Source organism: Shimazuella alba (assembly GCF_009831235.1).
GTDB lineage: Bacteria > Bacillota > Bacilli > Thermoactinomycetales > Thermoactinomycetaceae > Shimazuella > Shimazuella alba.
The window spans coordinates 257,376-276,084 of the sequence record NZ_WUUL01000002.1 but is presented as its reverse complement, the minus strand read 5'-3'; the positions used below and the strand labels follow the sequence as shown (position 1 = coordinate 276,084).

General features: G+C 37.4%; 22 protein-coding genes and 2 pseudogenes. 13 read left to right on the top strand and 11 right to left on the bottom strand.

All coding sequences use genetic code 11. The features are described from left to right. Positions 1-79: 79 nt before the first annotated feature. From GSM42_RS04185 to tnpA, 4 genes and pseudogenes are all read left to right on the top strand, one after another. Positions 80-520: a dihydrofolate reductase family protein gene (locus GSM42_RS04185; protein ID WP_338055245.1), complete on the top strand. Its 441-nt coding sequence runs from the start codon at positions 80-82 to the stop codon at positions 518-520. After that, the gene (locus GSM42_RS21295; RefSeq protein WP_160800283.1) at positions 462-596 is read left to right on the top strand and encodes a dihydrofolate reductase family protein; all 135 of its coding nucleotides are present in this window, start codon (positions 462-464) and stop codon (positions 594-596) included. The genes GSM42_RS04185 and GSM42_RS21295 overlap by 59 nt, the downstream gene beginning before the upstream one ends. Positions 597-629: 33 nt before the next feature. Next, a complete protein-coding gene (locus GSM42_RS04175) occupies positions 630-965 on the top strand; it encodes a DUF1801 domain-containing protein (RefSeq protein WP_160800282.1) in 336 nt (111 codons plus the stop codon). A gap of 204 nt (positions 966-1,169) precedes the next feature. Continuing rightward, a pseudogene (tnpA, locus tag GSM42_RS04170) lies at positions 1,170-1,614 on the top strand (IS200/IS605 family transposase); the annotation flags it as partial. A 124-nt stretch (positions 1,615-1,738) separates the two neighbouring features. On the opposite strand, the gene GSM42_RS04165 reads toward tnpA, so the two are convergent. Beyond that, entirely contained in the window at positions 1,739-2,611 is an 873-nt protein-coding gene (locus GSM42_RS04165) for a hypothetical protein (RefSeq protein WP_160800281.1), read from the bottom strand. A gap of 269 nt (positions 2,612-2,880) precedes the next feature. Here GSM42_RS04165 and GSM42_RS04160 point away from each other — a divergent pair, with 269 nt between their 5' ends. The 4 genes from GSM42_RS04160 to GSM42_RS04145 all read left to right on the top strand — a co-directional run bounded on the left by GSM42_RS04160 (position 2,881) and on the right by GSM42_RS04145 (position 5,313). Continuing rightward, the gene (locus tag GSM42_RS04160; protein ID WP_160800280.1) at positions 2,881-3,210 is read left to right on the top strand and encodes a hypothetical protein; all 330 of its coding nucleotides are present in this window, start codon (positions 2,881-2,883) and stop codon (positions 3,208-3,210) included. 86 nt (positions 3,211-3,296) lie between these two features. Then, positions 3,297-3,722 (top strand): GNAT family N-acetyltransferase, encoded by a 426-nt coding sequence (locus GSM42_RS04155; RefSeq protein ID WP_160800279.1) that lies wholly within the window; start codon positions 3,297-3,299, stop codon positions 3,720-3,722. 124 nt (positions 3,723-3,846) lie between these two features. Further along, positions 3,847-4,821 carry an L-threonylcarbamoyladenylate synthase gene (locus tag GSM42_RS04150; protein ID WP_160800465.1) on the top strand — a complete coding sequence of 325 codons (975 nt, stop codon included), beginning with the start codon at positions 3,847-3,849 and terminating at the stop codon, positions 4,819-4,821. 12 nt (positions 4,822-4,833) lie between these two features. Further along, positions 4,834-5,313 (top strand): GNAT family N-acetyltransferase, encoded by a 480-nt coding sequence (locus tag GSM42_RS04145; protein ID WP_160800278.1) that lies wholly within the window; start codon positions 4,834-4,836, stop codon positions 5,311-5,313. 85 nt (positions 5,314-5,398) lie between these two features. Here GSM42_RS04145 and GSM42_RS04140 read toward each other — a convergent pair whose 3' ends face one another. The 3 genes and pseudogenes from GSM42_RS04140 to GSM42_RS04130 form a co-directional block, all read right to left on the bottom strand. Continuing rightward, entirely contained in the window at positions 5,399-6,166 is a 768-nt protein-coding gene (locus GSM42_RS04140; protein ID WP_160800277.1) for an SDR family NAD(P)-dependent oxidoreductase, read from the bottom strand. A gap of 189 nt (positions 6,167-6,355) precedes the next feature. Further along, positions 6,356-7,057: pseudogene (locus GSM42_RS04135) on the bottom strand (SDR family NAD(P)-dependent oxidoreductase); the annotation flags it as partial. Positions 7,058-7,523: 466 nt separating this feature from the next. After that, on the bottom strand, positions 7,524-8,294 hold the full coding sequence (locus GSM42_RS04130; protein WP_160800275.1) for an SDR family NAD(P)-dependent oxidoreductase: 771 nt from the start codon (positions 8,292-8,294) through the stop codon (positions 7,524-7,526). Between the two features lie 373 nt (positions 8,295-8,667). Here GSM42_RS04130 and GSM42_RS04125 point away from each other — a divergent pair, with 373 nt between their 5' ends. The 4 genes from GSM42_RS04125 to GSM42_RS04110 all read left to right on the top strand — a co-directional run bounded on the left by GSM42_RS04125 (position 8,668) and on the right by GSM42_RS04110 (position 10,775). Further along, positions 8,668-9,231, top strand: a complete 564-nt coding sequence (locus GSM42_RS04125; RefSeq protein ID WP_160800274.1) for a manganese efflux pump MntP — start codon at positions 8,668-8,670, stop codon at positions 9,229-9,231. A gap of 97 nt (positions 9,232-9,328) precedes the next feature. Next, positions 9,329-9,778 carry a low molecular weight protein arginine phosphatase gene (locus GSM42_RS04120; protein ID WP_160800273.1) on the top strand — a complete coding sequence of 150 codons (450 nt, stop codon included), beginning with the start codon at positions 9,329-9,331 and terminating at the stop codon, positions 9,776-9,778. 7 nt (positions 9,779-9,785) lie between these two features. Continuing rightward, positions 9,786-10,229, top strand: a complete 444-nt coding sequence (gene rpiB / locus GSM42_RS04115; RefSeq protein ID WP_160800272.1) for a ribose 5-phosphate isomerase B — start codon at positions 9,786-9,788, stop codon at positions 10,227-10,229. Continuing rightward, a complete protein-coding gene (locus tag GSM42_RS04110; RefSeq protein ID WP_160800271.1) occupies positions 10,230-10,775 on the top strand; it encodes a TIGR01440 family protein in 546 nt (181 codons plus the stop codon). An 82-nt stretch (positions 10,776-10,857) separates the two neighbouring features. Here GSM42_RS04110 and GSM42_RS04105 read toward each other — a convergent pair whose 3' ends face one another. Further along, positions 10,858-11,484 (bottom strand): GNAT family protein, encoded by a 627-nt coding sequence (locus GSM42_RS04105; RefSeq protein ID WP_160800270.1) that lies wholly within the window; start codon positions 11,482-11,484, stop codon positions 10,858-10,860. 263 nt (positions 11,485-11,747) lie between these two features. Here GSM42_RS04105 and GSM42_RS04100 point away from each other — a divergent pair, with 263 nt between their 5' ends. Next, positions 11,748-12,977: a serine hydroxymethyltransferase gene (locus tag GSM42_RS04100; protein ID WP_160800269.1), complete on the top strand. Its 1,230-nt coding sequence runs from the start codon at positions 11,748-11,750 to the stop codon at positions 12,975-12,977. A 406-nt stretch (positions 12,978-13,383) separates the two neighbouring features. On the opposite strand, the gene GSM42_RS04095 is transcribed toward GSM42_RS04100, so the two are convergent. The 6 genes from GSM42_RS04095 to bioB form a co-directional block, all read right to left on the bottom strand. Continuing rightward, entirely contained in the window at positions 13,384-14,121 is a 738-nt protein-coding gene (locus GSM42_RS04095) for a hypothetical protein (protein ID WP_160800268.1), read from the bottom strand. Positions 14,122-14,487: 366 nt separating this feature from the next. After that, positions 14,488-14,880 (bottom strand): hypothetical protein, encoded by a 393-nt coding sequence (locus GSM42_RS04090; RefSeq protein WP_160800267.1) that lies wholly within the window; start codon positions 14,878-14,880, stop codon positions 14,488-14,490. A 121-nt stretch (positions 14,881-15,001) separates the two neighbouring features. Then, positions 15,002-15,814, bottom strand: coding sequence for a malonyl-ACP O-methyltransferase BioC (bioC, locus tag GSM42_RS04085; protein WP_160800266.1), 813 nt, complete (start codon positions 15,812-15,814; stop codon positions 15,002-15,004). Next, the gene (locus GSM42_RS04080) at positions 15,801-16,538 is read right to left on the bottom strand and encodes an alpha/beta fold hydrolase (protein WP_160800265.1); all 738 of its coding nucleotides are present in this window, start codon (positions 16,536-16,538) and stop codon (positions 15,801-15,803) included. The genes bioC and GSM42_RS04080 overlap by 14 nt, the downstream gene beginning before the upstream one ends. Continuing rightward, entirely contained in the window at positions 16,535-17,713 is a 1,179-nt protein-coding gene (gene bioF / locus GSM42_RS04075; protein WP_160800264.1) for an 8-amino-7-oxononanoate synthase, read from the bottom strand. Before bioF ends, GSM42_RS04080 begins: the two co-directional genes overlap by 4 nt. Beyond that, positions 17,710-18,705, bottom strand: coding sequence for a biotin synthase BioB (gene bioB, locus GSM42_RS04070; protein ID WP_160800464.1), 996 nt, complete (start codon positions 18,703-18,705; stop codon positions 17,710-17,712). Before bioB ends, bioF begins: the two co-directional genes overlap by 4 nt. Positions 18,706-18,709 lie beyond the last annotated feature (4 nt).

Sequence of the window (18,709 nt, the reverse complement as noted above, 5' to 3'; positions counted from 1 at the left end):
TTTGGGTCTCCTAAACAGAAGAACACATGAAAATTATAAATGGAGGCAATGTAATTGAGAAAAGTAATTTTAGGAATGAATATTTCATTGGATTGTAGCGGGACCAAATGGAGAACTTGATTGGATGTTTCCAAATGTAACACCAGAACAAATGGCAGTAATCGGTCAATTGACCAGCTCAGTTGACACCATGATACTTGGTCGGAACACTTATTTGGAGCAAGAAGCAGCATTTTCCAATGAGGCCAGCGATTTGGCAAGTGCAATGAATAATCTGAACAAAATTTTATTTTCCAAAAATTTAAATAAAGTAGAATGGCAAAATTCAAGATTGGCTACAGATGATCCAACCAATGAGATCAACAAGTTGAAACAACAGGATGGTAAAAATATACATGTATCTGGCGGTTCAAGTCTAGCCAAATCTTTTTTGGAACTTGGGTTGATTGACGAACCTTCATTTGTTTATACATCCTGTAATATTAGGAGCAGGAAAAACGATTTTTTCAGATTCTGCTAAAATATTGCCATTAAAATTAATGAGTTCTACATCCTTCTCTACTGGTGTTGTACATTTGAGATATCAAAAAAGATAAATTTAAAATGGAGGAATTCAACTGAATCAGGCAGTGACAGAATATATCCATGACATAGAGGAAGCATGGCAAGTAGAGGTTTGCAATCAAATTCGACAAGTGATTCATAAAGCAATCCCAGAAATGGAAGAGCAAATCAAATATAAACAAGCATTTTATACCTTAAATGGAGAACAAATATGTGTTTTCTTTCCAGCAAAAAACTGGGTAAATATGACGATCTTTCATGCTGTAAATTTAGAAGCTCCAACTGGATTTTTTGAAAAGGGTGCAAAACCTGAACGAAAAGCGATAAAAATTCGCAAGGATAAAGAATTTGATTATGATTTATTAGGGAAACTTTTGCAACAAGCGGCACAGGATATATAATTTTAAGGATATTAAAAGGATGAAGGTTTGGGATGACATTAAAATCTCAATTCCTCTCTGGAAATGTATCGAAGTATTGTGACATTTGCAGAGGGGAGGCCATGCCCATCTATGCAGGTGGATGACAACTTGTTATACCAAAATTCTCTTCCATAGTTAGAATGTAGTTGTTCAGGCTATATTATAACGAAAGAAAGAGGGGGAATGGCAAACAAAGCAAACCACTTCTCTGACACAAATTGGTTGTGTGAGTATCCCAGTGTTTTCTCCCAAGTATAGACGAAAATGATATACATATCGTAAGAGTTTACGGGAGATCATTAAACAATTATGTGCATTTAAAGGGGATAGAAATAGTAGAAGGACATATGATGACAGATCATATGCATCTTCTTTTAAGTATTCCACCCAAATGAGTGTGTCGAGTTTCACTGGGTATTTAAAGGGGAAGATCGCATTGATGATGTTTGATAACCGTGCAAATTTAAAATATAAATCCGGAAATCGTCATTTTTAGTTAGAATGTTACCTATTTAAGTACAATTGACTTAAATGAAGCAACCATAAAAAGTACATTCAAGAACAGGAGAAGCATGATATAGCACTCAATAAGTTAAGTGTAAAGGAAGATGAAGACCCCTTTAAGAGTAGCTTAGACAAATATCCCTTTAGGGACAGCAAAGGAGGCAAAGGCAATACTGAACTAGCGCCTTTAGACGCTAGACGGTAACAAGCCTTTATATGACTGAAAAAACCACCCGTCAAATGGGTGGTCATGATTCATTTGTTGTGGAAACAGTCTGTTTGAAGCTCCATAAAAAGCTAATCATCCAAATAAGAAGGAATAGAACAATAAATACTAGGTAAATACTAATATCATAAATTGATTTTCCGATGGCAGTCTGGATAAATAACAAAAGGATCATCATAATCCAAGTGATTCCTGTAACATGTATGATTTTTTTTGCTTTAAGGTGACGTACGCTGGAATGATCAAGTAGCCAGCCGATGATCGGAATAGTTTGAAGGCTATGAAAACCGGTAAAGTGTATGATCATAATATTTCCTTCATCTCCAATCCATCTTCCTTGCTCCATGCTCATCCATAGCCCAGATAAAATTCCCCCTAAAAAGACTGCAAAGCAACTGTATTTAACAGAAAGTAAGAGTAATTGATTTTTTTTGTCTTTTGTTCCGAAAATAATCACTGTAAAAATCATAAACAACAAAGTTAACATCGCAGCAACTGTCGTAATCAAATCATTTAAAAAAGAGAATGGAAGATCAGTCTGGGTGAAGCGAGCGTTAATCCCGCGTAAATTTTGAACAGTTTCACTAATATAAGCTACCAAAGAGGTAACAACCAGAGGATATACAAGTATTTTTTTTCGAAAGGAAGTAGATAACTGTAAAACAGTCAAGAGCGCGGCTGTCGTCAGAACATAAACAGCAATAGCTAGATCAAATGAAATCAGATTCGAAAACTTTCCCTCAGGAGGTATATCGTTACTTCCATGGATAAAAAAATAAATCCCACATGCAAAGGATATCATAATACCCACAAATCCCGTCCATACAAGTCCTTTTTCCTGACGTAAGATACTTTTTATGAATTGTTTACATGGAAAATTTTTTAATTGCGACATGTTGTTTCACCTCTCGTTGTAAAGTTAGCAATTGCATTGCTCCTTCAAATAGAGTAGATGATATACTTATTACTATTTTTCATATAGTAGTATAACCCCGTTAATGACAATGTTTATTTTGTTTTTATTATATCAGATAGAGTAATTTATTATTATATTACTCTATCTGATATAGTTATGCAAACTTTATTTGAAGATATTGAATTCACTCTCAAATTGATTTTGTATAAGATTGTTTTTAGATGTAAGGAGAAAAGGGGAGGGAGAAATTGAAACGTTTTTTAACAGCAAGCTTCTTGGCGGTATGTCTAGTAGCGATATTGTTTTTCTATTTACCCATTTGGCAAGGATTGGAGATTGGCATTCATTTGTTTCACTCTATATCGGGTTTATTTTTTTCAGGTGTCATACTATTTTTGATACTTCTCTTTTTTGGTATTTTGCAAATTCGTAGGAGACGTAATTTTTTAAGCTGGTTTACTGTTTTATTTCTTCTATTATTCTCAGGGGGTATGGTTGGGATTTTGGGATTCCTTTTTTCATTTGAAAAAGGTGATTCAATTGGTTGTATAACGGAAGATTGTGCTTGGTTTGATTAATGCAGTTGGTTCTAGAAAATTAGGTCTAAATACTTCCTCTTTTCATAGATTTAGAAACAAGACTATGAGCAAAGGGAGTTTTTGAGATGTTCTTTTTACGTAGGGCAGTAGAAGAGGATCGAAAGTGGATTAACACTTGTAATCTAGGTGTTTCTGGAGAACAAACTGACAGGATTGAAGATTATTTTATTTTAGATTCCATGATAGAACAAAAGCCAATAGGGATGTTGGCTGTGGAGCTGCATGAGAAAATTGCATATTTGCATTCGATGCGATTTACAAATGGGGCACCATCTATAGAACAATTGGGTGGGTTACTGGACCACTTGTTGATATATTGCCAGAAACAAGGTAAAGAACAGCTCTGTCTCGTTGTTCCACCAACATCGGAATGGATGCTAGATTTAGGTTTTGTGAAACTTGATGAGGTGCCTGCAAGTGTAAAAGAATCCTCCCACTATCAGCAAGTAGCTCCAAATGGGATATTACTCAGTTATCAACTAAACTCATGATTTGCATTTCTATCTACAATTCGATACCTTTTAGATACTAAGTAAACAAGGGGTATCAAAAGTGACAACTGTAATCAAATTTCCACAAGATAAAGATTTTGACTTTTATCTTCAGCATTCAGAAATGAGAAAAGCCGCCCATCTTCTTCAAACAGGCGGCTTAGTTGTATTTCCTACCGAAACAGTTTATGGATTAGGTGCTGATGCGACCAATAAAACAGCTGTTGGGAACATCTTTCAAGCCAAAGGCAGACCAAGTGATAATCCTTTGATCGTCCATTTATCCAAGATTGATCAAATCAAGAAGTGGATTAGCGAAATACCGCCTCTTGCAGAGCAGTTAATCAAGCATTTTTCTCCTGGTCCCATCACATACGTAATGAATCATCAAGGTGGTTTTGCTTCAAATGTAACAGCAGGGTTGTCCACAGTTGGGATTCGGATCCCTGAGCATCCATTGGCTTTAGCTTTATTGGAACTCGCAGATGTTCCAGTTGCTGCTCCAAGTGCAAATCGTTCTGGTCGCCCAAGCCCCACCACTGCTAATCATGTAGCTGAAGATTTGTTTGGTCGAGTGGATATGATTCTAGATGGGGGAAGTAGTTCAGTTGGAGTAGAATCGACTGTTGTTGATGTAACTGGCGAGATTCCACTTTTATTGCGCCCCGGTGGAGTCACGTTAGAACAATTAGAAGCAGTTGTGGGGGGAGTTTTGATGGATGCTGGACTTACGGAGAAACCTCGTTCTCCAGGAATGAAATATCGGCATTATGCACCTAAAGGGGAGATGTGGCTTGTTACTGGTGATGGTATGGTGGAGAAAATCCAACTTATTTCCCGGGAAAAAGTTGCAAAAGGATATCGTGTAGGTGTATTGACAACATCAGAAAATAAAGGCATGTACAAAGGAATTACTACTATCGCTTGTGGCAGTAGGATGAAGCCGTCATCGGTAGCTCATGGTTTATATGATGCTTTGCGCAAATTTGACGAGATGGAAGTGGACTTTATTCTATCGGAAACATTTCCAGAGCATGGCTTATACTTATCAGTCATGAATCGACTGAATAAAGCAGCAGAAGGAAAAAAAATCCGCTAGAAGGTGAATGGTATGATAAAGCATCTGGATATTACTGATCGACACATAGCTAATCAAGTCTTACAAGTACAAATTCCAGCATATCAAGTAGAGGCGCAAATAGTAGGGTTGGACGAAATACCGCCATTAAAAGATACAGTGGATAGTTTACAAAGCTCTAAAGAAGATTTTTTGGGATATTATGAGAGTGAGATACTTGTTGGTGTGATTAGTTTTCGAGTTATGAAAGAGGTGTTAGATATTCATCGAGTTGTCGTTCATCCCAGTTATTTTCGCAGAGGAATTGGAAGAACAATGATTCAGTATTTATTAGATAAATATAAAAATCAGGTAAAAGGATGTAAAGTACAAACAGCTTCTGCTAATACACCAGCCATAAACTTGTATCAGTCTTTGGGTTTTCAGAAATTAGAACAGTTTATGATAAGTCCTCCGTTATCATTGACTGTATTTTATATCGATCAAACAGGAGTCACCCACTTTTTATCGTGAACGTGGGTGATAAGTGAAGTTTCGGATGCCTGACTGGAATAGTTATATATGTAAAAAATATTTCTTGAAGATGTTCTGTTTTTGCTTATTTTGCAGTCATCCCGCCGTCAATAATATGCGATGTTCCAGTGATATATCTCGCCCTGTCGGAAGCTAAAAATAAGACACTTTCTGTTACTTCATCTGCCTCTAAGTAACGTCCCATCGGAAGTAACCCTAAGATCTGTTCCCGACCTCTTATGGGGTTATCTGGATAGAGGATTTCCTCCACTTCTTCCATCATCGTTGATTTCATAGGTGCAGGAACAACAGCGTTTACTCTGACTCCTGAAGTCACACAATCCAATGCAGCTGATTTCATAAAGCCAAGGAGTGCATGGGATACTGTAGAATATGCAGAAAAGAATGGTAGCCCTCGCAACCCAAAAACAGCTGAGACAAAAAGGATACAACCGCTACGTCGTTTTTGCATGACAGGTACTGCATATTTGTAGTTCAAAAAAGAAGTGACGACATTTGTTTCATATACATCCATCATATAATGAGATGAAATATCAGAAGCTTGGGTAATGGGACCATAAATACCTACACAATTAATTAGGACATCGATAGTGCCTAGCAAGTCTACTGTTTTATCAACATAAAGTTTTACTTGTTCATCATCTCTACAATCTGCAGGAATAAAAATGGAATCTGATCCATTTGGCAATTGTTTTGCTAACTGATCCAACTTTTCTTTATCCTTATCAATGAGGACTAGAAGTGCCCCTTCTTTTTGAAATCGCTTACTTAATGCTGTTCCAAGTACTCCCGCAGCACCAGTAATCATAACAACCTTATCTTGGAATTCCATGTTTGAACTTCCCTTCTTTACCTGTTTTGTAGTGTCAGAAGTAAGAATAAGAAATATATGTACCCGTGATTGTCATTACTTTGACTTTTGATGATGCTCGCTCGCTATAGGATTATACCTAATACGTATATTTACATACAATTATATTATGAAATGCGGATAAATTAAAAGTTTTCTGATTACGTGCTTTTACTTGGCTAAAAAACCATCATCTATAATATGGGAAGTACCATGGATATATTTTGCTCGATGGGAGGACACGAATAAGACGCTTTCTGCTATTTCCTCTGGTTCCGCATATCTTTCAAATGGTAGATAGCTATGGATCTGTTCCCTTCCCAATTGTGGGTTACTTGGGAAAAGGGCTTTTTCTACTTCTTCCATAAAAGGAGAAGTGGTTGGTGCTGGGGCTATTGCATTTATTCTTACCCCAGAATGTGCACGTTCTAAGGCTGCTGTTTTCATAAACCCCAATATTGCATGAGAGGTCATAGCATATAGAGAATGATAAGGTACTCCACGAAGAGCATAGACAGAGGCAAGGAGTAATATTGATCCGTTCTGTTGTTTTTTCATAATAGGTAACACATCTTTGGAATTTAAAAATACAGACATAATGTTTGTTTGGAATGCAACCATTATTTCTCCTGCTGACCAATTGTCAGCTTCTTTTATAGATCCAACTATACCTGCGCAATGAACAAATACATCGACCCCTCCAAAAAAGTCTATCGTTTTTTCTACATACTTTTGAACTTCCTCTTCATTGGCACAGTCAGCATGGAAATATAAAGCCTCAGAATCATGTGGTAAATAATCCGATTTCAATTTATCTAGTTGTTTTTTATTACAATCAACAAGAACCAAAAGTGCTCCTTCTTCATGAAACCTTTTGCATAACGTTTTCCAATAGCTCCTGCAGCTCCTGTGATCATAACAACCTTATCTTAAAATTCCAATTCTAATCATCCCTTAAAAGTATTTTATTCTCAAGTTGGATAATGGTAAATCTTCTATCTCTTTAAATTTAATGGAATAGAATTTAAACATTTAAATAGACGAATTTGGCTTATTTCTAATTATATTGTAAGTAATTTTTTTGCTTATAGGTTAGAAGAATTTTAAATGGTATAAGCTCAAATTCATCTGAGTTGTAAGCATACTAATTTTTTTAGAAAGGATATCTAATCAACAATATTAGATAAGGAAAAGATAAAATAGTCATCCATTGAATTGGACGACAGGAACAAACGACGTTGGAAATTTAACGATTTTACTTGTATGAAATGGGGCACCCATTAGGTTGATTTGTCCTATAGGAAAGTCACCTTTAAAATAACTGTTAGTCTTATATGTACTATTTTGCTAACATTCCACCATCGATAATATGTGAAGTGCCGTTAATATATTTCGTTTTTGAGGAAGACATGTATAATACTGCTTCTGCAATTTCTTCTGGTTCTACGTATCTGCCATATGGAAGGAATCCTAAAATTTGTGCTCTGCCAATTTTCGGATCACTAGGAAAGAGCGCCCTCTCTACTTCTTCCATCACAGGGGAATTGGTAGGAGCTGGGATAACAGCATTTACCCGAACGCCTGTGAGTGCCGATTCCAGTGCAACTGATTTCATAAAACCGAGTAGAGCATGACTAGCTGTTGAGTATGCAGCGAAATGAGGTAACCCACGAACCCCAAAAACAGCAGAGATGAATAAAATAGATCCATTACGTTGTCTTTTCATTACCGGAAAAACATATTTATAACTTAAAAATGCTGTTACAACATTTGATTGGTAAATATCGAACATATGTACAGTAGATAAATCTGTTGCTGGTATAATATCGCCTGTAATTCCAACACAATGGACAAAGGCATCAATACCACCAAATAATTCGACCGTTTTGTCAACATATTGTTTTACTTCTTCTTCATTTGAACAGTCAGCATGAAAAAATAGAGCTTCTGTTTTTTTTGATAAATAACTGGATTCTAATTCATCTAATCTTTCTTTATTATTATCAATGAGAACTAGAGTAGCTCCTTCTTCTTGAAAACGTTTGCTCAATACTCTCCCAATTGTACCTGCTGCTCCGGTAATCATGACGACTTTATCGTGAAATTCCAAATTCGATCATCCTTTCCTAATAACTCATACATGAAAATTGGAAAATGAATTAAAAATTACTAATTACCAATATATCTTGGATAATCAAAAAATATTAGGGTATTTATTCGAAATAATAGCATATTTCGTATATCAAGAGTAGTTACATTACTCATATTTCCAATATTTATAGGAATGGAAATCATTTTAATAATAAATCCCATAACTATATTTTAAGCTGAAGGGTAGATGGAGAGATCTTTGTTTACAACCATGCTATTTACTAGGGTTCGATCTAGTAGAAAAACACAACGTCTATTGTTTGCAAATCAGCTTCTATTTGCTTTTTATCTGCATAACCTTGTCTTATGAACCAAGGACAAGGGGGTTCTCCATGGATATCAACACATTTGCATGGGGGCAGTTGATCACACTCAGCATTATAGCAATTGCTTTAGGAATGGACGCTTTTTCACTTGGCTTGGGTCTCGGTATGCGTAAACCTTCCCGTAATCGTACAGTGTTAATCAGCAGTTTTATCGCAATCTTTCATGTTTTTATGCCTTTAGTTGGTATTTGGATTGGACAATTTTTAAGTATATATTTTCATCACATTGCTGTAATTGTAGGTGGTGCTCTGCTTTGTCTTTTAGGTTTGCAGATGTTTTGGTCTAGTATACAAGACAAAGAGAATGCATTGCCTTTTAGTGATAGAACAGTATTTGGACTTATTTTAATCGCTTTTAGTGTAAGTTTGGACTCTTTATCAGCAGGACTTAGCCTTGGTTTTTTTGCCACTGACCCCATTATTACGGTTATTCTTTGTGGATTAGCTGGAGGTCTCATGTCTTGGATAGGTCTATCCTTTGGTCGTTTAATGGGGAATTGGATCGGGAAATATGGAGAAGTACTTGGTGGGATTGTGCTAATTTCTCTTGGTATACAATTCATTTGGTGAGAATTTGTCAAACACTTTGCAAATGTGTTATACATGAATTGTGGGCATTTTTAGCATATTACCCATTGAAGAGGAATGAGGAAAGGTGGGAAATGAGTTGAAACGCGTTTTATTTGTTTGTACGGGTAATACGTGTCGAAGCCCAATGGCAGAAGCAATCCTTACCCATATGGCAAAGCAAAAACAATTCCCGCTACAAGTCCGTTCAGCGGGAATTTATGCTGTACCTGGAGACAACATAAGTCCACAAGCCAAAGAGGTTCTCTCCACAGAAGGAATCCAAACCGATCATTGCGCTCAGCGGTTAAGTGAGGAATTATTGGAGTGGGCAGATGTAATTCTCACCATGACCAAACAGCATAAAAATGCAGTTTTATTGGAGTCGCCCACCTTAAACAAAAAAGTTTATACACTGACGGAATATATAACAGATGATGCATTTGATATCATGGATCCATATGGTTCTTCTGTAGAAGTGTACCGTCGTTGTGCAGAAGAAATTTATCAACATTTGGAAACCTTGATGGAAAAGTGGTCAAAGGAGTAGTTTGAAAATGAAAATAGCAGTTGGTTCAGATCATGGTGGTATTCATTTAAAAAAAGAAATAGTTGCTTACTTCGAGTCCAAAGGAATAGCATATGAAGATTGTGGGGCTTTCATCGAAGAGTCTGTTGATTATCCTGACTATGCATCTCCAGTGGGAGAAAAAGTAGTAAATAAAGAAGTAGACCTTGGGATACTCGTCTGTGGGACAGGCATTGGCATGTCTATAGCAGCCAATAAAATCAGAGGAATCCGTGCAGCGGTGGTTTCCGATGAGTTTTCTGCAAGAATGAGCCGTGAACATAATAATGCTAATATCCTCTGTTTGGGGGAGCGTGTGGTTGGAAGAGATTTAGCTTTATCGATCATTGATGCATGGCTGGAAGCTACTTTTCAAGGAAATCGACATGAAAGACGTATTGAAAAGATCGCAAAACTTGAGGAATTACGTTAAATGGAATATATACGTAAGGAAACTGCAGCTGTGTTAGTGGATTTGCATGCTTCCTTTCCTCTTCATGAGAAGAAGTTACTCGTATTAGGGGTTAGTACAAGTGAAGTTTTAGGAGAGCACATCGGGACCAATGGCAGTGAACAAGTAGCAGAAGCTATTTTTGAAACCATCTGTGATTTTCAACGTAAACATGCTTTTATGGTCGCATTTCAATGTTGTGAGCACTTAAATCGATCTCTAGTCGTTACCCGGCAAACCGCAGATTATTTCCAATTGACAGAAGTAGCTGCTGTGCCTGTCCGTCATGCTGGAGGGGCAATGGCTTCCTATGCATATCGGCATCTGCAAGATCCTATACTAGTAGAATCAGTTGTGGCTGATGCAGGCATTGATATAGGCAGTACCCTGATCGGAATGCATCTCAAACCAGTGGCTGTACCTGTTAGAGCCCAAAGCCCTTTTATCGGAAAAGCACACGTTACTATGGCGATGACAAGACCCAAGCTAATCGGCGGGAGTCGTGCCGTTTATGTGGTGGAAACATGATTTGTTTCGCAACATCGTTTAAAGTAGGGACCGGACTCCTCATAAGATGAGCCCGGTCTCATTTCTTACCTACCGTCTAGTCTCAACGAGCATGCTTCTGTGCGTAAAGATCCTGCAACTTCTTTTCGACTATCGTCCATTCCGTCTTCGTAACGACAAAGATCCCACGCGTCTGTCCGCCTTCTGTCAGCTTCCGATCCAATCGACCTGTATGCTCACAGGCTTTCCAAGACGGAGTATTGTGAGTACCTACAGAACGGGCAGGTGTCAACCCCATATCAAGCAGTGTCTTCAGGAGAGTATGGGTGATGACTTGTAGCATGCCTGTTCCTCGAGAACGTTTGGCCAGCAGGTAGCTTGTGTAGATTTCGCTTCTCTGCTCGAAATCCTTCTTATACCAGAAATCGAAAGATGTCAGGCCGACGATGGTGTATCGCTTGTTATCATCGCTAGTCTCGACTACATAAGGAAGAATCTTGTCCTCCTCTCGGTAGAAAGAAAGGAGATCTTCTAGATCTCTTGCATTTTTTACAGTGAGTCCTCCAGAAAACTCTCTCCAACCTTCTGGATCAGAGCCAATAATCCGAAACAACGGCGCGAAGTCCTTTTTGCTCACCAGTCGAAGGCGTACATTAGGATTAAGCACACATGGAATCACATCTCGGAAAGTAAGTTTTGAGCCGGCGATGTGGATATGGACGAAGCTCATATTCGTAGCCTATCTGTAGGGAGAAATGGTTAGCTTCAGTATAACAGAGTAAATATGAAATTGTATCAGTTGATATTTTAACAACGTATAAGGATGTCCTTTGTACCATATGAATGACGTCGGCATCGCTATAAGTATTAGTAAAATGAGATACTAGATGAACGGTATAATATTGTTTTCCATATCAATCGGAAATAGTAGCAAAAAAGATTAACATTTGTTATGATATTAGGGATAAATATTCGGAATTAGGGGGATAACCCATGTTAAAAGATCAAGATTCCCAAGTTTTTGATGCAATTGAACTAGAACTCAAAAGACAACAAAACAATATTGAACTAATCGCCTCTGAAAACTTCGTAAGTCCAGCAGTAATGGAAGCACAAGGTTCCGTACTTACCAATAAATATGCAGAAGGTTATCCAGGAAAGAGATATTATGGTGGCTGTGAGCATGTAGATATTGTAGAAAATTTAGCTCGTGATCGTGCGAAACAATTATTTGGTGCTGAACATGTCAATGTCCAACCACACTCTGGTGCACAAGCAAATATGGCAGTTTACCATGCATTTTTGGAACCAGGAGATACGGTACTTGGCATGAATCTTGCGCATGGCGGACACTTGACCCATGGTAGCCCAGTTAACTTCTCTGGTATCCTGTATAATTTTGTGGCGTATGGAGTAGATGCAGAGACACACACCATCAATTATGAAGAAGTTCGCGAGCTCGCTTTGGAACACAAACCAAAATTATTGGTAGCAGGTGCTAGTGCATATCCACGTGAATTTGACTTCGCCAAAATGAAAGAGATTGCGGATGAAGCAGGTGCATTATTTATGGTCGATATGGCGCATATTGCTGGGCTTGTCGCTACAGGTCAACATCAAAATCCTGTTCCTTTTGCTGATTTTGTAACTACTACCACACATAAAACCCTTCGTGGGCCTCGTGGCGGGATGATTCTTTGCAAAGAAAAATATGCAAAAGCAATTGATAAAGCAATTTTCCCAGGTATTCAAGGCGGACCGTTGATGCATGTGATCGCTGCGAAAGCAGTAGCACTTGGAGAAGCACTAAGTGATTCTTTCCAAACGTATGGTGCACAAGTGGTGAAAAACGCAAAACAACTCGGAGATGAGTTGGTAAAGCAAGGCTTAGATTTAATTTCCGGAGGGACAGACAATCATTTATTGCTCATCGATGTGCGTAATCTTGGACTCACTGGTAAAGAAGCAGAACATCTCCTCGACCAAGTAGGAATTACAACCAACAAAAATGCCATTCCATTTGATCCAGAAAGCCCATTTGTCACAAGTGGTATCCGCATTGGAACGCCTGCTGTTACCAGCCGTGGTATGGATGAAGAAGCAATGACAGAAATCGCATCTATTATTGCTTTCACTTTGAAAAATCGTGAAGAAGTTTCAACCGTTGAAGAAGCACGTTCACGCGTTGCGAAGTTGACCAGTCAATATCCTCTATACGCGTAAGTATGGAAAATAATTATTGATATGAAGAAGTCAAGGACATGGAGAAATGATCCTTGACTCTTTTTATCTTCTTTATTAATGGTATAGTTTTAGTCACCATCTGGATTAGTAAATTAAAGAGTAATTCGTTTCGGATCTTGTTTCTTTTAGTGTTTTCTGGATGGGATTGCAAAATTCAGAATTAACTTCTTTTTAGGGTTGATTTGCGATATTTTTCAGTAGATATTTTAAAATACAATCTATTAAGCTTGATGAAGCTAAATGAGATCAATCCAAAAACAACAGCAAGCAGCAAGGTAATAGGTAGCTCTGATAGAGTGGGCAGATGATATAATTCTACGATATTGGTTTGAATTAAATGATGTTAGAACATTTGAATTACTTCTTGGATTGAGAGTAGCAAAGATTATTGACCATAGTTATCTTCCACATGGATTTTGCCAGTATATAAGAGCCTCACTTGAAGAGTAGCCGGTTCTTCTGATACGTTTTGAACCACTCCATCGACTATCTGTAAAGAAGAAGGATTGGATTCTATTTTCATCGGAACTAGTTCATATATTGGGATGACCGTGTTATTTTGGATTGGACCAACAATATAAAAATCACGAAAGGTGTCCAAGATAACCCCTTCAAGTTTGCCGTTTTTATAAAGCATAGTATGATATTCTGCTTCTTTTAAAGCTAGTTTACTCTGTGTTTCTCCAAAAATATTAGCTAGTTGATTCATTGAAACGATGACGACTCCGACGATTAATACAATTATAACGATAAGGATAATCCGCTGTGTTTTTGCATTCTTTGATTTATTCGATTGTAGACGAAACATCCTTCTTGCAACCCGAATAATCCCGAGATATGTAAAATACAAAAGTACTAGAATAATAATTCCTGCTAAAATGATTAGCAATGCTCGTCCAATTAGTCCGGGCTGCATCATCTTCTCAACTGTGATCTCAATATAGATATTAGGGGCTTGATACCAGTCCATAATCGATCGATAGTGATAATAGGTTACAAGATACCAAAATACAATAAATATTCCGATGACTAACTCAGCAGCTATCACATTTTGAACGATATGTTTCCAATTCCAGGTTCTTTTTTCAACAGATGAAATAAGCTTATAATCATTATGATCCAAATTAACTTAAATACCCTCCATTTCGATACTTTTGATAGTTTTGTTTGTTTTTTCAGTATTTCATAAGTAGAAGTGCATGTATATATGTTTATTGATTATAAATAAAATTATTATAAAAAGGGGAATGACAGCAATTACAGTCATTACGATCTTGAATAACTTAGTGAACAATAACTCTACTTGAGCAAAAATAGATACAAATCATATTAGAGAGATTTGTATCTTCGACACAGTCACAAAGCTCGCTAAGCCACAGTGTTCGAATCTAGAATAAAATGTATGTAAATTTGCTCAACTTGAGTAATAATAAACACAAAGACGGCACTCCTTTTATAGAATGCCGTCTTTCTTTCGTAATTCAATTATCTAATCATGCAGTGTATAGCTTGGAATATGGATAGTGGTACCTTCGGTTAGATTGACGAATTTCAAATAATAGTTACCAGAAGCTCTTTTTTGATAAAAATAGCAGGTTGCATCATAGCCTTTTTTGTCTGCATAGGCATCACCCACACAGGTGTCTACAACTTTGTTTGTACTTTTTTTACGTATTTCAATTCGGAAGGAACCATCATTTGGACTTGCATATTTTTGTAAATCGAGTATTAGGTCTTTACTAGGTAAATAAAAGGTTTCCGTGGTGAAACTGGTGCTAAAGTGTGCATAACCAGACCAATATGTTGTAGCAGCATGAGTCACATTAGCTGGAATAGCAAACATCAAGATGAAAGCAAATAAAGCTCCTAAGCCTTTTTTCAATAGATTCAGCTCCTTTATGGTAATAACAAAATTCGGATTATTTTGTTAATCATACTTTATTTTAATATGTTCTACGGATCAAAAAAAGGGTAAACGAGTACTTTTTTCGTTTTTCATCTGTCTATGTAGCCGTTTTTTGAGCCTGTAATTGTATGACATGATAAGTAGCGTATACTCCTGTTCCTTCTCGATACAAACGATCGTATTCTTCCATAACATTTTTTAACAGCTGATAATTTGTTAAATAAGGAGAGTGCGATGTTGAATAGTTCGCTCCAGTCGACTTGATTCCTTGTAAGAAAGATCGACAACTAGGATAAAAAACTTTTTTCCAGTTTTCTTGTACATCTACAGAGGTAAGCCCAGAAAACTCTAAAAGCTGTTTCCAATAGGAAGAAGGATGCATGCTTAAATGGTGTTGGTCAGGTTGCAGACTATGCTGCTTTTCTTGTTTTTGAAAAACAGCAGTCAACTCTTGAAAGGTATCAATTCCAAATGTTGATGCCATGAGTAAACCATTTGGCCGGAGTGCTTCTTCCCAATATCCTACTGTCTCTTTTGGATTCGATAGCCATTGGATCGTTGCATTTGAAATAATTAAGTCGTATTTACCTGTTAAGTAAGAATCAACATCTTCTGCGTCACTTATGTACCAATGGATATTTGGATTTGGGATTTTTCTTCTGGCTGTTTCTATCATTTTTGGTGCTATGTCAATAGCTGTTAATTCTACCTTTGAATACCTTTGAATAAGTAGATTTGTCAAGTATCCCGTGCCACAACCTATTTCACAAATGCGTTTTATCGGTTGCTCAAATCTATTCAAAGTCTGGAGTAGTCGCTGTGCCATTTGCTTTTGAATGACAGCATGTTGATCATAAGTGGAGGATGATCGATCAAATCTACGTGCAACTAAGGATTTATTGATCTTCATGATTCACTCCCTCCTTGATCCACTGATGAAATTTCTCTTGATTTGTCCAAAAACAAGCATGTCCCGTTTCATCCCATCTAGAATGAGTACAGGAGTGAAGCTGATCGGCTAAAACTCTTGTTGATTCAAGAGCGCAAATCTTATCCTCTTCTCCTGATAGCAATGAAACAGGGGTATGAATGAATTTGATGTATTCATCAATAGAAAATTTCTCTAAAAAATCCAAACCAGCTTGGAGTGACCATACAGAAGGAACACTTTTTCGGATGAACTTGTCCCATTTTTTTTTATCGCCATTGAGTTTTTCATGGTCAGTGAACATTTTTTGATCAAATATTCGAATGACTTGTTGAACATCGTTCTCTAGCTGTTTTTTCATTCGTTTGATCACTAATTCGTTCCATCCCGTTTTATTTTGTTTTGTTCGCATGAATGACGAGACACCAGCAATTAAAAACAGGTGGTTTATATCTTTAGCAAATCGAACAGCCAGTTGAAGAGCTATCATTGCTCCCAGTGACCATCCTATGATGTTTACTGGTTTATGTTCCACTTGTTGAAAAGTTTGGATCGCATGCTTATTGATTTGTTCTACTGTTTCACAATTTTCAAAGGAGAGGCTGTAATGATGTGCATTAGGCCACTGACTCATAAAAGGTTTCCAAATATCCGAGGATACAGACCACCCTGAAATCCACAAAAAAGAATGACGCTTTTTCATCATAGAATTACACCACATTCGTATCCAATTTCCGTAATGGACTCTATGACATTTTGTATATCATCATCTCGATGATCAGCCATCAGAGAGAAGCGAAGTCTAGCACTGCCTGCTGGTACAGTGGGTGGACGAATGGCTACAGACAGTATTCCGTTTGCAATAAGTTTTTGACTAAAGGCTAACGATTTTGAACTATCTCCGATGACAACAGGAACGATCTGGGTAGAAGAATTTGCGATATTGAATCCATATTTGCTAAGCTCATCACGGAATTTCATACTTTTGCGTTTCAATAGATGACGAGACCTATCACTTTGTTGGATCAACTTTAATGATTGAAGAATGGCTGATATGATGCTTGGCGGTAGGGCAGTGGTATAAATAAAACTTCGAGAATGGTTGATTAGGTAATGAATCCAATCTTTTTTGCCAGCTACATATGCCCCATACACACCAAACGCTTTGCTAAAAGTACCCATGTGTATCTCTATCTGATCGGAGATTCCAAGATGATGTGCTAAACCTTTCCCTTGTGGTCCTATCGTTCCAACACTGTGTGCTTCATCGACAAATAAAGCTGTATCATATTTTTCTTTCAATGATACAAGATCACGTAGTGGAGCGATGTCACCATCCATACTAAAAACAGCATCTGTAACAATCAGTTTTCTCCTAAAACCTTTTTTCGCTGCTTTCTTTAATAGATTTTCTAGATGATTCATATTGCCATGCCGATATCGAAAGGATGTTGCACCGCTCAATCGAATACCATCGACAATACTAGCATGATTGAGTTGATCACTAAAAACAGCATCTTTTCTGTCTAAAAAACTAGATAATACTCCGAGATTAGCCATATACCCATTACTAAATACAAGAGCGGATTCTGTCTCCTGCCATTGTGCTAGTTCTTCTTCTAGATGTTGTGTCTTAGCTTCATTACCTACTAATAGCCGTGATGAAGGCGAACCTGCTTCTACAGTATTTTGCATAGCTTGGATCAGCAGAGGATGTCCTGCCAATCCCAAGTAATTGTTGGAAGAGAAGTTTAGCAATGTTTTTCCTTCTCGTACACAGACAGGGTTGGTTCCATGAGCAGTGGATTTTAACTCCCGTATTAGGTTCTTATCCGCTAGCTGATTTAATTCGTTTCTTAATCCCAGTTGCCAATTTCTCATAATGCACAAAGCTCGATTTCAAACCCAAGATCTTCAATCATTTGATGGTCTAGATTTGCTTCTTGACCTTCTGTTGTCAAGTAATCCCCTACAAATATAGCATTAGCGGGATATAGGGATAGAGGCTGCAATTGACCTAGGTTTACTTCTCTTCCACCAGAAACACGAATTTCTTTATTAGGATTCAAAAATCGCATTAAAGCTAGAACTTTTAGGCAATAACGAGGGTTTAGCTCTTTTTTATGTTCTAATGGTGTACCTTTGATTGGATTTAAAAAATTAACTGGAATTGAATCTGCATTTAGCTCACGCAATGCAGTGGCGATTTGGATAACTTGTTTCTTCGTTTCACCCATTCCTACAATACATCCAGAACATGGAGAAATCCCGGCTTCTTTAGCCATTTCTACTGTTTGTATGCGCTGATCATAAGTATGAGTAGTGGTAATATTGGCAAAGTGATCCGCACTTGTATTTAAATTGTGGTTGTATCGATCTACACCAGCTTCTTTTAATCTGATAGCTTGGTCATCACGTAAGATCCCTAAACAAGCACAGATCTTCATTTTTAGTTCTTTTTTAATCTCTTTTACCGCTTCGACTACTTCTTCTAGTTCAGAGGCTGTAGGACCATAACCACTTGCCACGATACAATATGTTCCCGCTTTCCGATTCAAAGCCTCTCTAGCTCCGGCAACAATTATCTCTTTTTTTAACATGGTATATTTCTCAATAGGTGCTTTTGAGATGATAGACTGTGAGCAGTAACCACAATCTTCTGGACAGTAACCGCTTTTTGCATTGATAATCATATTCAGTTTTACTTTTTTTCCAAAGTAATGATGTCGAACTCGAAAAGCAGCTTGCAGCAATGACAGGAGTTCATTATCATCCGCTTCTAATACAGACATGGCTTCCGCAGTCGTTAATACATCACCTTTTAACGCTTTGTCGGCATATGTTTCCCAGTTTTTGGTGTTAGTTTTTATCATCATT

Bases quoted from the DNA above. Each gene is read 5' to 3' on its own strand.
- GSM42_RS04165 (WP_160800281.1), bottom strand. From the start codon at position 2,611: ATGTCGCAATTAAAAAATTTTCCATGTAAACAATTCATAAAAAGTATC.
- GSM42_RS04155 (WP_160800279.1), top strand. From the start codon at position 3,297: ATGTTCTTTTTACGTAGGGCAGTAGAAGAGGATCGAAAGTGGATTAAC.
- GSM42_RS04150 (WP_160800465.1), top strand. From the start codon at position 3,847: ATGAGAAAAGCCGCCCATCTTCTTCAAACAGGCGGCTTAGTTGTATTT.
- GSM42_RS04145 (WP_160800278.1), top strand. From the start codon at position 4,834: ATGATAAAGCATCTGGATATTACTGATCGACACATAGCTAATCAAGTC.
- GSM42_RS04140 (WP_160800277.1), bottom strand. From the start codon at position 6,166: ATGGAATTCCAAGATAAGGTTGTTATGATTACTGGTGCTGCGGGAGTA.
- GSM42_RS04125 (WP_160800274.1), top strand. From the start codon at position 8,668: ATGGATATCAACACATTTGCATGGGGGCAGTTGATCACACTCAGCATT.
- rpiB (WP_160800272.1), top strand. From the start codon at position 9,786: ATGAAAATAGCAGTTGGTTCAGATCATGGTGGTATTCATTTAAAAAAA.
- GSM42_RS04110 (WP_160800271.1), top strand. From the start codon at position 10,230: ATGGAATATATACGTAAGGAAACTGCAGCTGTGTTAGTGGATTTGCAT.
- GSM42_RS04105 (WP_160800270.1), bottom strand. From the start codon at position 11,484: ATGAGCTTCGTCCATATCCACATCGCCGGCTCAAAACTTACTTTCCGA.
- GSM42_RS04100 (WP_160800269.1), top strand. From the start codon at position 11,748: ATGTTAAAAGATCAAGATTCCCAAGTTTTTGATGCAATTGAACTAGAA.
- bioC (WP_160800266.1), bottom strand. From the start codon at position 15,814: ATGAAGATCAATAAATCCTTAGTTGCACGTAGATTTGATCGATCATCC.
- GSM42_RS04080 (WP_160800265.1), bottom strand. From the start codon at position 16,538: ATGATGAAAAAGCGTCATTCTTTTTTGTGGATTTCAGGGTGGTCTGTA.
- bioF (WP_160800264.1), bottom strand. From the start codon at position 17,713: ATGAGAAATTGGCAACTGGGATTAAGAAACGAATTAAATCAGCTAGCG.
- bioB (WP_160800464.1), bottom strand. From the start codon at position 18,705: ATGATAAAAACTAACACCAAAAACTGGGAAACATATGCCGACAAAGCG.